At 38.6% G+C, this 14,492-nt stretch carries 13 protein-coding genes; 2 read left to right on the forward strand and 11 right to left on the reverse strand.

Annotated features, from left to right (window positions below; translation table 11 throughout):
• Positions 1-560: 560 nt before the first annotated feature.
• The 7 genes from ACI3ES_RS05150 to ACI3ES_RS05180 all read right to left on the reverse strand — a co-directional run bounded on the left by ACI3ES_RS05150 (position 561) and on the right by ACI3ES_RS05180 (position 10,139).
• Entirely contained in the window at positions 561-1,586 is a 1,026-nt protein-coding gene (locus tag ACI3ES_RS05150; protein WP_407632039.1) for an IS30 family transposase, read from the reverse strand.
• A 727-nt stretch (positions 1,587-2,313) separates the two neighbouring features.
• On the reverse strand, positions 2,314-4,449 hold the full coding sequence (locus tag ACI3ES_RS05155; RefSeq protein ID WP_407632040.1) for an LPXTG cell wall anchor domain-containing protein: 2,136 nt from the start codon (positions 4,447-4,449) through the stop codon (positions 2,314-2,316).
• Between the two features lie 61 nt (positions 4,450-4,510).
• Positions 4,511-5,392, reverse strand: coding sequence for a class A sortase (locus ACI3ES_RS05160; RefSeq protein WP_407632041.1), 882 nt, complete (start codon positions 5,390-5,392; stop codon positions 4,511-4,513).
• A 10-nt stretch (positions 5,393-5,402) separates the two neighbouring features.
• A complete protein-coding gene (locus ACI3ES_RS05165; protein WP_407632042.1) occupies positions 5,403-7,532 on the reverse strand; it encodes a hypothetical protein in 2,130 nt (709 codons plus the stop codon).
• Between the two features lie 15 nt (positions 7,533-7,547).
• Positions 7,548-7,937, reverse strand: coding sequence for a hypothetical protein (locus tag ACI3ES_RS05170; RefSeq protein WP_013102158.1), 390 nt, complete (start codon positions 7,935-7,937; stop codon positions 7,548-7,550).
• 325 nt (positions 7,938-8,262) lie between these two features.
• A complete protein-coding gene (locus ACI3ES_RS05175) occupies positions 8,263-9,078 on the reverse strand; it encodes a hypothetical protein (RefSeq protein ID WP_267287112.1) in 816 nt (271 codons plus the stop codon).
• Positions 9,079-9,221: 143 nt separating this feature from the next.
• The gene (locus tag ACI3ES_RS05180) at positions 9,222-10,139 is read right to left on the reverse strand and encodes an IS30 family transposase (RefSeq protein WP_407632043.1); all 918 of its coding nucleotides are present in this window, start codon (positions 10,137-10,139) and stop codon (positions 9,222-9,224) included.
• A gap of 414 nt (positions 10,140-10,553) precedes the next feature.
• Between ACI3ES_RS05180 and ACI3ES_RS05185 the strand changes: the two genes are divergently transcribed.
• Complete coding sequence (locus ACI3ES_RS05185; RefSeq protein ID WP_012268558.1) at positions 10,554-11,474, forward strand: IS30 family transposase; 921 nt, start codon at positions 10,554-10,556, stop codon at positions 11,472-11,474.
• 62 nt (positions 11,475-11,536) lie between these two features.
• Positions 11,537-12,052: a nucleoside 2-deoxyribosyltransferase gene (locus ACI3ES_RS05190; protein WP_139968636.1), complete on the forward strand. Its 516-nt coding sequence runs from the start codon at positions 11,537-11,539 to the stop codon at positions 12,050-12,052.
• Positions 12,053-12,129: 77 nt separating this feature from the next.
• Here the strand turns inward: ACI3ES_RS05190 and ACI3ES_RS05195 are convergent, their stop codons facing one another.
• The 4 genes from ACI3ES_RS05195 to ACI3ES_RS05210 form a co-directional block, all read right to left on the reverse strand.
• Positions 12,130-12,765: a YitT family protein gene (locus ACI3ES_RS05195; RefSeq protein ID WP_021210356.1), complete on the reverse strand. Its 636-nt coding sequence runs from the start codon at positions 12,763-12,765 to the stop codon at positions 12,130-12,132.
• A gap of 132 nt (positions 12,766-12,897) precedes the next feature.
• Complete coding sequence (locus ACI3ES_RS05200) at positions 12,898-13,494, reverse strand: hypothetical protein (RefSeq protein WP_407632044.1); 597 nt, start codon at positions 13,492-13,494, stop codon at positions 12,898-12,900.
• A gap of 2 nt (positions 13,495-13,496) precedes the next feature.
• Positions 13,497-14,054 (reverse strand): hypothetical protein, encoded by a 558-nt coding sequence (locus tag ACI3ES_RS05205; protein ID WP_267287109.1) that lies wholly within the window; start codon positions 14,052-14,054, stop codon positions 13,497-13,499.
• A 2-nt stretch (positions 14,055-14,056) separates the two neighbouring features.
• On the reverse strand, positions 14,057-14,482 hold the full coding sequence (locus ACI3ES_RS05210) for a thioredoxin family protein (RefSeq protein ID WP_407632045.1): 426 nt from the start codon (positions 14,480-14,482) through the stop codon (positions 14,057-14,059).
• Between the last annotated feature and the right edge of the window lie 10 nt (positions 14,483-14,492).

Consider the following 14,492-nt stretch of genomic DNA (forward strand, 5'->3'; position numbering starts at 1 on the left):
AAAGCACGTCAATTAAGGGTTCGCTGTTACTGGAAAATTTAAAAAACAAGCGTATACTTGTTGATTAAGTGTGTTCAATAATAATTTCAAACTCATTACAGATTACAGAATGTAACAGACACCTTAATAAACCTTTACAAATAGAGAATACCTATTGCAATCTGCCCCTGATAGTCAACTTTCGATAATATATATTATGTTAACTAACAAATGTCTTGAATTTGTCAACCCCTAAAGTAACAAATAATCTAAAAAAATTGATTTTATTTTCGCTAATCCGTTGTCGCTGTTGTGATAGCGGATTTGTTTACAATCTGATTACAAAAACTGTTTTTGTGCTTTTTGTGGTCTTGCGTTTCTAAATTTCAACTACCATAATTTATTTTTGATGTTTAATGTTGGTCGCATATTTAGTTTTTGCATTTTCATTTTGATTTTTTTAAGCTAATCAAGTACTTAATTCGTGTTTATCTGGTTATTATTATACGCAAAAATGCAGCCCAAAGCTATTGAACTTTGAACTGTCTTAACAATTTGCGATTTTTAGCATCTGTTGATGATTAACCTGCCATGATTCGCTTAGTAAAGACTTTTTCAGGTGTTTTGAACCTGAGCACATTTCTTGGACGCTCATTGATGTCCTGAATGGCGTTTTGAAGCTTACGTTGGGTAATCTTAGTAAAGTCATAGCCAGCAGGAAATACACGCCTTAATTCACGATTCATGCGTTCGTTTGTACCGCGTTGTCCTGGTGATTGTGGATCAGCGTAATATAACTTCTTACCGTAAGTATCTTCAATGCTGTAAATAAATAAACTACTCGTAAATTCTGTACCGCGGTCACATGTGATACTGTCACAAACATTCTCAAACCTTGACATAAAGGTATCTATGGCTGTTTTGACATCTTCTGAATTCTTACTTTTTGCTTTGACACCAACCATAAAACGTGTTTTTCGTTCTACAAATGTGATCACGAAAGATTGGGAATCTTGAGGACTCATCACCCCATCAATTTCCCAATGACCAAATGTTGAACGATTATTGATGACTTCTGGACGGTTGTGAATTGAACGCGTTTCAATCATCATCCGTTTATGTTCTGGATTAACTGGTTTTGCCCTTAGATGCCTGCGTCTTTTGCCTTTAAGCGGTAAATCATTTAATGTCGCACTCAGGTTGCGATTAAGTATCCAGTTATAGATTGTTCGTGTGCAAACACCAATTCGTGGCACACCATGTGCGATTTGTTCTGGCGACCAATGTTTCTTTTTGAGATAGTAATCTATCTTTTCGCGTTTTTTAGGAGTGATTTTAGGCTGTGAACGATGCGACTTTGATTGGTAATACTCAGCACGTCTAGTGGCTTGCACAGGTTCGTAGGTATGGCGCAATATTTTCTTTTTGCCACGCCAAGTCATGACACGGGCATTACGCTGCAATTCGTGTGTAATGGTAGCTCGAGGTCGGTTCAGCTTTCGAGCAATTTCTGCATTGGTTTTACCCTCGTCAATCATATTTTTGATGGTAACGCGCTCTGTAAAATTAAGGCGACCATATTTGGAATTTGGGTTTTTCTTAGTCATGTGGTAATTATTCCTTCTCTCAATAACACTATAAAATTGACATTCGGTCAATAGTTAAAATGTTAAGAAAAACAAAAGTGAACAACTGCGCAAACGGTGTTATAGCAAGGTTTTTAAATGTATGTGATGTATTTATGTTAGTGTATATAACATCATTATATAGGCTAACATATACACGCTTATATACACACATATATATATACGTATATAGTGACTAACATACACGTGAATATGTTTGTAATATACTGACGTGTATGTTAGCCGTTAGACTGTTATTGACATTGATAATAGACTTGATTTTAACTAAAAATATTGGTTTATTTTCTCATATTATGGCGCTAATCAATTTACATAATCGCCGTCAATTTTATACGTCTATCTGGCTTGACAAGTGCGCTTGTTTATAAAAACACACAAAAAAGCCATCAATGGACGGCTTTATTTGCGCAGTAAATCTGGCGTAAAGACTCACTGTTTAACTTAGGAAAAATGTTCTGAAAAGCCACGCAACAACAGTAAAATATATGAAGTGAGATATGATAATTTATTGCAGGTTAACTGTAATAATTCTGAAAGCAAACTACTGATATTGCATGTCAAGACCTCTTCTGATCCTCTTAAATATACCACTTTGTGAAGAACAAAACAAGGTATATTGTTCATTGTGTTTTCGATTGATAAGGACAAAACAAAAAAAAACAATGCCCTGAGGCACTGTCAAATATTGTTATTTGTGGAACAACTTCTTGATTGGCTTGCGGAATCCAAAGGCTGCGCCTGCTAGTGCAATCGCCGCAATCGCCCCATATAACCAACCCTTTGGCGTTTCGACATAGCTCGTATTTGGCGTGGGTGTTGGTGTAACACCTGGCGTTTTGTTCTCGACAGTATTTGATTCCGTCTTTGAACCGTTCTCCCAGATGTCATACGTATTCTTAATCGTGGCATTATCTTTGTTAGCTGTTACATAAACATCAACCACTGGTAAGGCAAAGGCTTTTGTTTTATCTGCATTCGCTAACTTCAAAAAGTCTGCGTTAGCCTCAGCTGTCAAGACTCGAGTCTCTTCATCATAACTAATCTTGAAATACTTAGTTAGATCAGTCTTACCGTCTTTTGAATAGACCTTCGCTGACTTATAATCCACTTCCTTTGGCAATGTATCAACGTATTTAAATGTCTTTAAATCGCTGGCACGGTTGGCTGTTAAGTCGTTAACTGTTAGCGCATAAGTAATTTCTTGCCCCTTCTTGATTTCATCACCATCAATTGACTTGTCAGAGTCACCTTTTGCCTCGCCTGATTCAACATCTTTTTTAGACTTAATTTCAGGTGTGGTGTTCTCAACGGTATTTGATTCCGTCTTTGAATCGTTTTCCCAAATATCGTATGTGTTGTCGAACTTAGCATTTGAAGTATTGGCAATCGCATAGACATCTACAATTGGTAATTCGAAAGCTTTTGTCTTATCTGCGTTAATCAGTTTCAAATAATCTGCATTCGCTTCCGCTGTAAACATGCGTGTCTTTTTATCATAACTAATTTTGAAATACTTGGTTAAATCAGTCTTGCCATCTTTGGAATAGACTTTCGCTGACTTGTAGTCCACTTCTTTTGGCAATGTGTCAACGTACTTGATAGTCTTCATATCGTCAGTGCGATCAGCTGGCAAATCTGTTGTCCTCAATGAATAAGTTAACTCATCACCCTTAATCACAGACTTCCCGTTATCAGAACCATCCTTATCCCCAGCATTTTGACCTGCATCAACATCTTTTTTAGGTTCTGGGGTCACAATAAATTGAGTCAAGCCATAGGTTCCCTTGAGTGGTGTTGGCTTAGCAGGTTCAGTTGGCGCTTTGGGTGGTGTTGGTGCGGTTGGTTGCTTATTTGTATTGGTAAATTTCGTATAGATTTGACCATGCGTATTATAAACCCAGTTATCATCAACCTTCAAAATTTGTTGCTTATCGGTTGATTCGTTAGGTTTCAAAGTAAAGCTCGTACCCAGTGATACCGTTTTATTGATGTCTTTGGTAAAGGTGCTCTCGCCATCATGATTGACAACAAATAATTCCTTGCCAGAATTATCATAGACGTGGAAATTGATATTTTCATTAGCAGCTGTGTTAGGATGTTCATTTGTATACTTGTATGACGTTAAAGTAATAGAGTCTGCAATGATGACTTCAGATCCATCGCCCTTTGAAGTGACTTTCCGATTAAATTTACCTTTCAAAACACCATGACCAATGATTGACACGCCATCATTCATGTCATGAGTCACTGTGAACTCACCAGTTTTTTGGTTAACGTCTGCTGTCATAAAAGTATCATACTGATCATGATTATCATGATTTTGGGTCAGCGCTTGCATTTCAGTATTGACATCAGTCCCGTTTTCAAAGGCAGCCTCATCCTTATCATACTGGGCCTTGTCTTTGTCATATTGGGCTTTGTCTTTATCGTACTTGGCTTTGTCCACCTTGTATTGTGCCTCTTCCTTATCGTAAGCATCATTAGCAGCTTGTTGCTTCTTCAATGCCGCATCAATAGCTGACTTTTGTGAAGCGTAAAGTGCCTTTATTTTAGTTGCTTCTGCCGCGTATTGACTGGCTGTAATGACTTTAGTCACAGTAGCATTTTGTGTGATTGTCATGCCTGCTTTTTTAGCAGCAGCCACGGACTTATCCAACTCACTATGATCGACATCGACCGATGTTCCCTTTGCGTCAGAATTTTTTGAGTCATCCGCGAAGATGTTATGGTTATCAAATGGATGGACTAAGCCAATAATTGCAGACGTCGCCACCATTGCCGATACTGCGATTACTTTTGTTTTGCGTTTAATGTTATGTGACATAATAAATATTCTCTCTTCCGATTTTTGGAGGGGTCGTAAATCCCGACCCCCTTTATTGGTTTTATTGCAGTTGTTGCTTTAAGCTGCTGTCCAGGAAATTAATTGATTGTTGACCAACTAATTCACCAGTCAGTACGATTCGCTTTTTAGCGGTGAAATTTGTGTAGTGACTCGCTTTAACCTGCTGCCAAAATTCTTGATCTTCCAAACAAGCAACCAATTTAACCTTTGGTTTGCCTGTGTTCTCAATAGACAATTCTTGATTCATCGCGCCCACAGCGATACCATAATCCAATTTGGTCGCTTTATAACGATAAACTGTATGACCATCAGAGAGATAAATATCTTTCCCTATGATGGTTTTTTCAGTCATGTTTTGCAAGGCACTAAACTTGGTAGGATGGTATGGCCACACGGCATTATAATCACCCATATTGTGAGCAAATATTGGCACTAATCCAGTTCCAAACTTTAGGTTGGGTGCATTCATGCCCGCACCAATGGCTAAGACGTGGTTACTAGTGCCTTCATAGATTGGCTCACTAATGCTAAAACTTGGCACAGCCACATGTCCACGTAGGATTTCAGCTTGATTGCTTTGGGCTAGTTTCAACATATCTTCTTTGCTAGATAAACCGCCAGTCCCTGAGTAATCAGGTTTGACACTTTTCTGTGCCGCCACTTGTTTGACTTGACTTGCTTTGACAACAGGTTGTTTTTTTGCTTGAGCAACAGCCTTATGACTAGCTTTTTGAACCTTCTTCGCTGTTTGCCACTGCGTATGGTTACCGTAAATCACAGCGCCAGTGACAATTAAGATGCCAAACATGGCTAATAACAGTGTTTTTAGAATTGGATGGTGCCTTTTCAATCGATGGTAATTTGGACGTCTCGGTTGCGCAGTCTTTCGACGGCGCTTGACTTGTTCAATTTTGATTGCCATAGTTCACCGCCTAACTGTCAAACGGGACAACATAATCGTAGCCATCATGATGCACTGTGATGGTTTTGTCTTGTACCGAAACGACTTTAGCGGTGACTGTTTGACCATTGATTGTGGCATCTACGTCTTCACCGACATGGTAGCGATCAGCTAAAGTAGAAGAACTGTTAGCTTGTGAGCTTGATGAGCTTGATTGACTACTTGAAGAACTTACCTTTGAAGAAGAACCAGCTTCAGATGATTCGGGTGCTAAGGTTATGGTTGCGTTGCCTTCGTTGTGACTACTCGTAGAGACTGCTTTTGATGATTGTGCAGTGGCATCGGTTTTGTGTTGTGCCATCGCATAACCACCAAAGCCCGCACCACCAATAGCCAGAACAGCCAAGACACCAATCGCCGCTGATTGCCAAGCACTTGTTTTCTTTTGTTCAACTTGAGGCTGCTTTATTTGCGCTGCTAACAAAGTCATCAATTGCTGGTTAGTTTCATCATGTGATGATGTCTTGGGGGCATTTTGAAGCATTTGTAATTGTTGACGAAGTTGGGAAACCTCATCATTATTGACAGCATCTTTACCTTTTAATTTTTGCTCGAGGTTTAGATTAGTTTGCTTCAAAATCTGGACTTGTTGCTCAAGTTCACTGAGGCTACCAGCATGAGTTTTAGCACTTTCTAACTCAGTGGCACTGATCATCGCTTTTTCATGCTCTGATTGATATTGTGCCCGCTTGTTACTGATGTCTTCTTCCAGCTTTTGATGCATGTCTAGCAAGGATTGTGTGTTTTGAGCTAATAACTCATCACGCAAAGCTTTAAGACTGGTTAGCGTCTCTGTTTGCGCTTGTGACGTCACTTCTGAAACCTGATCGTCTACTGTGGCTTGAAGATTACTTTGCAAGTCTTTAGAACGTTCTATAAACCAGTTATCCAGCTCTTGATTAACAGATACTTTCAAAGCCTCTAAGTCGCTTACAAAGTCACTCTTGAGCGTTTTGAGTGTATTATCATGACGCGCATTCTCATCTTCCACAGCCGTGCGATAACCTGCTTCACGAGCTTGATGTGCTTGCGCATAACGGGTTTCAAACTCTGTTGCCCGTTCTTCCTTCATTTGTGCATCAACCGTCTCAGAAACATTAGTGTCACGTAACTGTTCAACAGCTGCTTTAGTCTTTGCTTGTTGTTGTTTCAACAAGTCGGACATCGCTTTGCGTATCTTTTGCGTGTAAATGTTGCTGGTATCATTCAAAAAGTCATTTGCTTTGGCTTTGTCAGCGTTCAAACGACTAACCACGTAATCGGGGTGTTCCGCAGGTAAATCAGCTTTGACATCACTCAATTCAAATGCATTTGGTGCCAGGTTGACACGATCAATTAACTTCTGTGTGGGATCACTTTCGGTCATGACACCCTCTGAGGTGTCTTGAGTCGGAACAACAGCTCGAACAATCGGCTTCACTGTTTCAGCAGTTGATGGTTGCTTTGGCTGGTCAACTAGCTTAGGAATATCAGGTACAGTCTTTACGCCCTTTTCCTGTGATTGGGCACTAGTTTCATTTTCAACAGATTGAACTACTGGTGGCTTGTCTTCAATCGTTGTGCGTTGGAACTTATTAGGCTCAACTGTTAGGACTTCACCAGTTTCACGCGCTTGTCTAAACTGTTCCTCAGAAGGTAAATCTGGCAAATCATCTGATGACAGACTACCATCTGCAAGCACGGCATCCATCAGCGGTTGTAAGGCTTCAACAATAATGTCATAAGTCATATCTTCATCTTGACGAATTTCTGTGTCATTAAAAATATGATCAGCGGTACTAACAACAATGTTTTCAAACCCTGCTGTTAATGTCGCTCTTTCCCAACTTAATCCGGTTGGCTCAGCACGACCTTTTTCGTTAGTGATAAAGTAGACGACATTGCCTAAACGAACATCATGATCACCTGCGCGAACCACATCATTGACCAAACCAGCAGCGAATTGTTGTAGCCCTGACAGTGATACATTCGGCCAGCTTTCACTTACCCCACTTTTTTCTGCCAGGTCTTGAATCACCTCATCATTGAGATCAATTTCAGTTTGTTCAACGCGGGCAAAAAATGGACCACCGATACTAGTTTGTTTTTTCTTCCCAAACATATCTTATTCCCCCGTTTAGAATGGCCAGTTGATGACGTTTCCGCCACCAGCAGTAGTTGCTGTTTGCCAAATCCATGTCAGCAATAGTCCAGTTAAGGCGCCGCCACCAATACCGAACATGGCGTGCATTAGCTTGCTGTTACTCTTTTGCGCCATCTGTTCATTACCAGTAGCACGCATGATGAAACCAATCAATAAGCAAATAGCGCCCACAACGATCAACACAATATAAAGAATTGTGATGACCTTTGAACCACTTGTTTTGGCAGCATCACCAATATCCGCTGAGGCGACAGTCGGTAGCCACATTGGTAATGAAGCAACCAATCCCGCTAATGTTTGTTGTAAGCGTGAAATCGGACGACGCTCCCATAGAAACTTGTTATGTGCATTTGACTTTTTCATTCAAAAAGTCCTCCTTTTTCTTTGTTGTGTTATCAACACACGCACAGAATAACAAGAATCAAAAAATTGTCATAAAGGTAAATGGTTTTTCCTGAGGCAAATAAAAAAGCCCATCCAATTGGACGGGTATACTTAATTTATAAAATCTAATCCACTTTATTGCCTTCTGAGTACTAAAATGGTGTGTTAACAAAGTGAAATACATAAGTTTTCTAATCATTCAAGCCAAATAATTTAAAAGTTTTTTGCACTAATAATTGCTCTTATACTAAAAAATGGACTTTTTTAGTATAAGAGCATGTTGAAGGTATTTGATTATTTTACATTACCACTTTTGCCCACTGTGGTCAGTTATTATGTCCACAAATATTTGAGGAAGTTCAGTGGTGCCTTCCAAAGAGTTGCCCTTATAGATGCCATAAACTGTTAGGTTATCTCCTTCAACAATTGGTTGATTCAGTGTATTTAAAATAATTAGTATTTGTTTGTTAGGATCTCCTGGAACAGACATGATAACCTTATTATCACTATTTATTGATAACACATCTCCAGACAATTGGATTTTTTGCCCGAAGTAATCGGCGGAATTATTTAACAATTGAGTGGATGTAATGTCTGATCTGTATTCACTATCACTACCATTATTGGAAGCAGAAGAAGACGAAGAAGAATTTTGATTATTGTTCGAGCTATCGACAGGACCGGTTTTCATAGATGATGTAGACGATTTAGATGATGTAGGTGATGAAATCGTGCTAACACTATCGCTGATTGAATCATTGATATTTGATATTGCACTTGAGGTGATTGAATCATTTGAATGGTCTGAACTCTTATTCTGTGGTTTTTCTGGTGATCCTTTTGACGAGTTGACAGATGGTATTGAAGAACTAGTCTCTGATGCCTTACTAATAGGAGTATTGCTTTGGATAGTACTTTGGTTGTTCATCTCGCTACTTGGTCTAAATTGCGATATTTCAGCTTTTCTAATTGATTTACTAACAGCGTGACGTAAAACATAAGCATATTTTTTCTGAGAGTCGGCTGCTATATGTGCCAAAAAAGCGCTGACCAAGATGCATATAGAAATGACGACTGTCCACACTATGATGGGTTTTGAATGAAATAATTTTTTAAACATATTAATGTTCCTTTTATATCAATATTTGTCCAAATTTAAGTTGAAAACAAACTAATACAACATCCTATTCATAATGTATCATATAAAAATAACAAAACTACTATAATAGTGTGACACTTTATTTATAAGGTAGATTGCAAGAATTAACCGAACACTGCAAACTGCTGAAAAACCTTTCGTGGTGATTGCCAGTTGAGTGTTTTCATTGGTCTCGCATTGATCCAATGATTAATTTGATCTAATTCTTTGGCGCTAACTGTTTCAATTTTGCGTTCTTTCGGTATAAAACGACGGACGTATCGATTTAATATCTCATTATTCCCACGTTCTTCTGGTGAATATGGGTGCGCAAAATAGACTGGAATGCCTAGTTTTTGCTCGATTTCGTTATATTTTGCAAATTCTCGCCCACGATCAACAGTGATTGACTTGGCATTTTTGATCCCTTGAAAAAAATGAATTAAGACTGGTGTCACTGCCTGACTATTGCGCCCAGTGACCTGTCTCACGATATGTTGCCGGCTTAGTCTTTCAGTAATTGTCACCAGCACATCACCACGTCTTTTACCCGATTGCATGGTGTCAACTTCAAAATGTCCAAAGGTTTGTCGTGCTTTCACACTTTCAGGTCTCGTTTCAATCGAACGACCATGCACAAATACTTGTCGTCTACCATCAGATTGACGCTTTTGACGGATACCTTTGTCAGGCAAATCAGCCAATGATAGTTTGAGTCGACCAGCATTGAGCCAATTATAAATCGTTTTGAAAGGTAACCCTAAAACATGCGCAGCGGTTTCTGGTGACCACTTCAATATACCAATGTGGTGATTCAAAAAGACAGCGATAGCTGGTGTTAGCGTGTCATGACGACCACGTAGATGACGTTTTTTCAATGCCAACGCATGAGCAATCTCAGCTTTATAGGGTGTAACTTGATGAATTTCAATCGAAACGGTTGAAGGAGAGCGTTTAATAAAGCGCGCAATGGCACGAACAGAATAATTCAATTCGAGTAAAGTTTGAATGACAGTGCGTTCTTGAGATGATAAACTAGTCATGAGTCGCAGTTCCTTTATGGTTGTTTTAGACAATTACCATTAAAGGCGCTGCGGCCTTTTTATTCAAGTGTTCGGTTTAATTTTACAATCTACCATAATCTCAATTGCATCTCAGTCAAATGTTGTCTCATTAATTGAATAAGAATAGTACAATTTAATGGCTTCTGAGCAGTTTCAGATGCTATTATGAAGAGCAAAAGTCTCTGTTTGATGTCATAAAATATTACAACAAAAGTTTGTTGTTTATTGATTCACATTCACTCATTGAAAAATAAGGCTAGTTATCGGATAAACACTATCAGAATTGTTTTAATATATGGCAGATTGTAAAATTAAACCGAACACCTTGCATAAAAAAACTGCAGAGACTTTAATGGTAATTGACTAAAATCAACCATAAAGGATCTGCAGCTTATGTCTTCTAGTTTATCAGCTCACGAACGTTCTGTCATTGAAACAATGATCAAACTTAATCATTCAACTCGAGAAATAGCCCGTTTCTTAAAGCGTTCTCCTGCAACTATTACCTACGAGTTAAATCGAATTAAACCATACAATGCACAACAGGCTCATCATTTAGCCCAGTGTAATCGGCACAAACACGGTCGCCATCCGACCCTAACACCTGAAATATCAGCTTTTTTGAACCATCACATTGGTATCTTGAAGTGGTCACCAGAAACGGCTGCTCATGTATTGGGTATTGCTTTCAAGACCATCTACAACTGGATTCATCATGGTTTGCTTAAAATTAAGTTATCAGATTTACCTGATAAAGGTATTCGACGTAAACGTCAATCTGACGGCCGTAGACGTGTTTTTGCTCATGGCCGTTCAATTGAAAAACGACCAAAAGCTGTCCAATTAAGACAAGAATTTGGTCATTTTGAAGTTGATACGATGCAATCTGGTAAAACACGTGGCGATGTTTTAGTGACCATCACAGAACGATTGAGTCGACAACATATCATGAGACATGTCAGTGGGCGCAATAGTCAGGCAGTGACACCAGCTATTATTAGGTTTTTCAAGGGTATAAAAAATGCTAAATCAATTACAGTTGATCACGGTCGAGAGTTTGCAAAATATGATGAAATAGAAGAACAGCTAGGCATACCGATGTATTTTGCACACCCATATTCACCAGAAGAACGTGGTAGTAATGAAGTGCTAAATCGATATGTCCGTCGTTTTATCCCAAAAGAACGCAAAATTGAAACCATCAGTCAGAAAGAATTAGATCAAATTAATCATTGGATTAATGCCAGGCCAATGAAAACGCTCAACTGGCAATCACCACGAAAAGTCTTTCAGAAACATGCGGTGTTCGGATGATTCTTGCAATCTGCCATATGCTATCATTTATTTGAGCCAAAAAAGAAAAGGAAAACCATCTTATGACACTGATTAATGAATTACATGCTATAGCCGAAACGGCTGAGCACCATGAAGGTAAAACAATCTATTTAGCCGGAGGTTGGTTTAACCCACTTCAAGAGGAAATTCTGAAAGATTCTTTCAGTTCCTTACTCAAAAATACGACCGTAGCTCATGTTCATGTGCCCTTACTTCACCAGTACCAAGGCTCAAATCCGATTGTAGATGGTGAATTCAATCCTGATCAGGAATGGGCTACTGCCACTTTTGATGACGATGTTAATGCAATCGATAATGCCGACATTGTTGTTGCTTTACTTGACGCAAAAGATCAAGATACTGGTACAATTTGGGAAATGGGATATGCTTACGCCACTCATAAACCTGTGGTTGTATTAACAGTTGGTGATACGTTTGAGTATCCCATTAATCTGATGCCGGCTCAAGGAGCAATTCATCATCTCGAAAACAATACTCTAGCAACATTTGATTTTTATGAAATTAACAAACGTTTCTATGTTGGAAAAACGATCTAAAAACCTTAACCAATCGAAATTTCTGGTTAAGGTTTTTTTCATATCATTTCACGATGAATTATGTTTTTGGATTGGAACTAGTCATATTTGATCAAAATATTTTTAAAAAAGAAACGCCAACTTTGTACGAAGTATCCTGTCGTGAATGCTATAATCAATGTTCCAATTCCCAATGGTCCACCAAATACAAGTGCTAATGTAAAGAAAAGCACATCTTGCATAGACCTGGTTAATCGATAACTAATCCAACCCTTTTTTTCAAATGACAGGGCGACAGCATCGTAAGGAGAAACCCCTAAATTGACGCTTGTGTATAGACTAATACCTAATGAAAAAAGAACCATACCAAAAACAAACAAAATAATAATTTCTAGGATAGAACTCTTACTAAACGTGTGAAAAATTATCCTACTCAATATTGGCGTAAGATAGCCAACAATGTATCCTGGTAATGACATATTAATTAAAGTACCAATGCCAAATTGACTGCGATCAAAAATGCAAATAGTCAGAAATAAAATCACGTTAAAGATTAGTTGATAGTTTCCTAAGTACCAATTAAAAGTATTTGATATACCGATATCAGCGGCTGTCGCGGGGTCTATTCCCAGACTCGATAAGCGAAAAAATACGATACCCAGTGCTATTATACTTGTACCAACAACAGATAAACAAAGGCGAATGAAAATTGAAAGTGAGTCATTCTTAAACATTTCTTCTCCTTTTTCTTACTAATTATAAGAGAAGTCTAAACGTTTAATACATCATTGTCAATTTATATCTATGCCATAAGTATCTTTCTACGCAGATTAATTTTTAATTGATCTTTTCAATTTTTATCTAGTTTATAGCACGCTACTATCACTTTGTAATTGATAAGTTCCGATGCGGTCTAGTTGTGTCACAAGATTTGTTTTAGGATTGTAGCTGACATTATAGACAAAACGTGTGGTGGCATCTGCCGAGTCCTTGAGGTGGCTTTTAACAAAGACAATCACCTTCCCCTTCACTGCTGTTGCGCTTGCTGAGGTGGGTAGGAAATCCATGTGATCATAGGTCATTACCACACCTGTCTGTGTAATCATTTTATCAGGATCAGCCTTGAAGTCTAAACTATTTTTGACGACATCCTGAGTCACATAAGGTGTCATCTGTTTGGCTTTGGCATCAAATTCCTTTTGAGAGGCAATTGTCCAATCGAGAGTAAATAGTTTATCAAGCAAAGTAGAGGCAGCCGAAACATTAGGTTGCTTTGAATCCAGTACCGTGCCGACCTTTGATTTCTTGTTGATGAGTTTGCTTTGTTCTACCGCGAGTTCATTTGAGGCACTTTGATGTGTTTTAACAGTGACTTGAGTAGCTAACCAAAAGCCCAGTCCAGCTATCACCATCAACGCTGGTATAGCCCACAGTAAGGCTATTTTTTTATTAACTTTTGACATGGTTATTTCCTTCCTGAGGTATCTTTTACAGCACCCGTCTGGAGTTCTGTAATTTTGCCATTTTCAATGTGCATCAATAGTGTTGTGCTAGTCTCCTCTTTGCCTAATTGATATTTAACTGTCCCAAATCCTAGACCTGAGCCATCGGCTGCTTTGGAATAGACAATATCATTGCTTTCTAAATGAAAAGTTGGTACCCCTTCATCCACATCACCACCAAACGTTGCCCCTAGAAAAGCTGACACAACGTCATCCGTTGCCACACTACTTTTAGCATCTGATTTATTTAACTTTGGTAGGATGGCAAACATTTCTTTGAGGAAAGTATTGCCAATCTTTTCAATGTTTTGGGTATCTCGAATATCAGCGGTTTTAACCTTATCAAGTTGTTTAGCTTGAACACTATACTGACTTGACTTAGCTTTTGTTGCCTTGATTTCTTGATGCACGATATTTATACTCTTGATTGTTCGTTTATAAGTAAGTCCTTGCTGGACTAAAAACAGGCAAGCAAGCGTTAACACAAAGGCGTAAACCCAGTTTAAATTGAATTTTGTCATGGTTAATCTCCTGCGACCACTTTGGCAATCGTTTTGTTGTTGATTGAGCTGGTACTGTCAATCACTTGATTACCTTTTAAAGCAATCACTGTGGGTACTTGTGTCACGCCGTACTTAGCGAGATAGGTTTGCGCATCAGACTTCTTGACGTTGATGACAACATAATCAATTGTCTTTTGATGTGTCTTGATCGTCTTTTTGATCGTGCTACGCGCTTTCTTACAGTCAGGGCAACCAGGCTTATGGAAGATTAAGACTGTCTTTTGCTTGCTACCAGCATCTAACTGGTCAATCTTGTCAGCGAAGTTCTTGGTATCTGGATAACCATTCACTTCCGTGTTGTAATAATAAGTCCCACCAATTGCAGTCAATATCGCAATGACGGCTAAAGAGAACACTGCAATGCCCCATTTCTTTAATTTATTCATATTTGAATAC

This window comes from Leuconostoc falkenbergense (assembly GCF_045801155.1).
Lineage (GTDB): Bacteria > Bacillota > Bacilli > Lactobacillales > Lactobacillaceae > Leuconostoc > Leuconostoc falkenbergense.

Bases quoted from the DNA above. Each gene is read 5' to 3' on its own strand.
- ACI3ES_RS05150 (WP_407632039.1), bottom strand. From the start codon at position 1,586: ATGACTAAGAAAAACCCAAATTCCAAATATGGTCGCCTTAATTTTACA.
- ACI3ES_RS05155 (WP_407632040.1), bottom strand. From the start codon at position 4,449: ATGTCACATAACATTAAACGCAAAACAAAAGTAATCGCAGTATCGGCA.
- ACI3ES_RS05160 (WP_407632041.1), bottom strand. From the start codon at position 5,392: ATGGCAATCAAAATTGAACAAGTCAAGCGCCGTCGAAAGACTGCGCAA.
- ACI3ES_RS05165 (WP_407632042.1), bottom strand. From the start codon at position 7,532: ATGTTTGGGAAGAAAAAACAAACTAGTATCGGTGGTCCATTTTTTGCC.
- ACI3ES_RS05170 (WP_013102158.1), bottom strand. From the start codon at position 7,937: ATGAAAAAGTCAAATGCACATAACAAGTTTCTATGGGAGCGTCGTCCG.
- ACI3ES_RS05175 (WP_267287112.1), bottom strand. From the start codon at position 9,078: ATGTTTAAAAAATTATTTCATTCAAAACCCATCATAGTGTGGACAGTC.
- ACI3ES_RS05180 (WP_407632043.1), bottom strand. From the start codon at position 10,139: ATGACTAGTTTATCATCTCAAGAACGCACTGTCATTCAAACTTTACTC.
- ACI3ES_RS05185 (WP_012268558.1), top strand. From the start codon at position 10,554: ATGTCTTCTAGTTTATCAGCTCACGAACGTTCTGTCATTGAAACAATG.
- ACI3ES_RS05190 (WP_139968636.1), top strand. From the start codon at position 11,537: ATGACACTGATTAATGAATTACATGCTATAGCCGAAACGGCTGAGCAC.
- ACI3ES_RS05195 (WP_021210356.1), bottom strand. From the start codon at position 12,765: ATGTTTAAGAATGACTCACTTTCAATTTTCATTCGCCTTTGTTTATCT.
- ACI3ES_RS05200 (WP_407632044.1), bottom strand. From the start codon at position 13,494: ATGTCAAAAGTTAATAAAAAAATAGCCTTACTGTGGGCTATACCAGCG.
- ACI3ES_RS05205 (WP_267287109.1), bottom strand. From the start codon at position 14,054: ATGACAAAATTCAATTTAAACTGGGTTTACGCCTTTGTGTTAACGCTT.
- ACI3ES_RS05210 (WP_407632045.1), bottom strand. From the start codon at position 14,482: ATGAATAAATTAAAGAAATGGGGCATTGCAGTGTTCTCTTTAGCCGTC.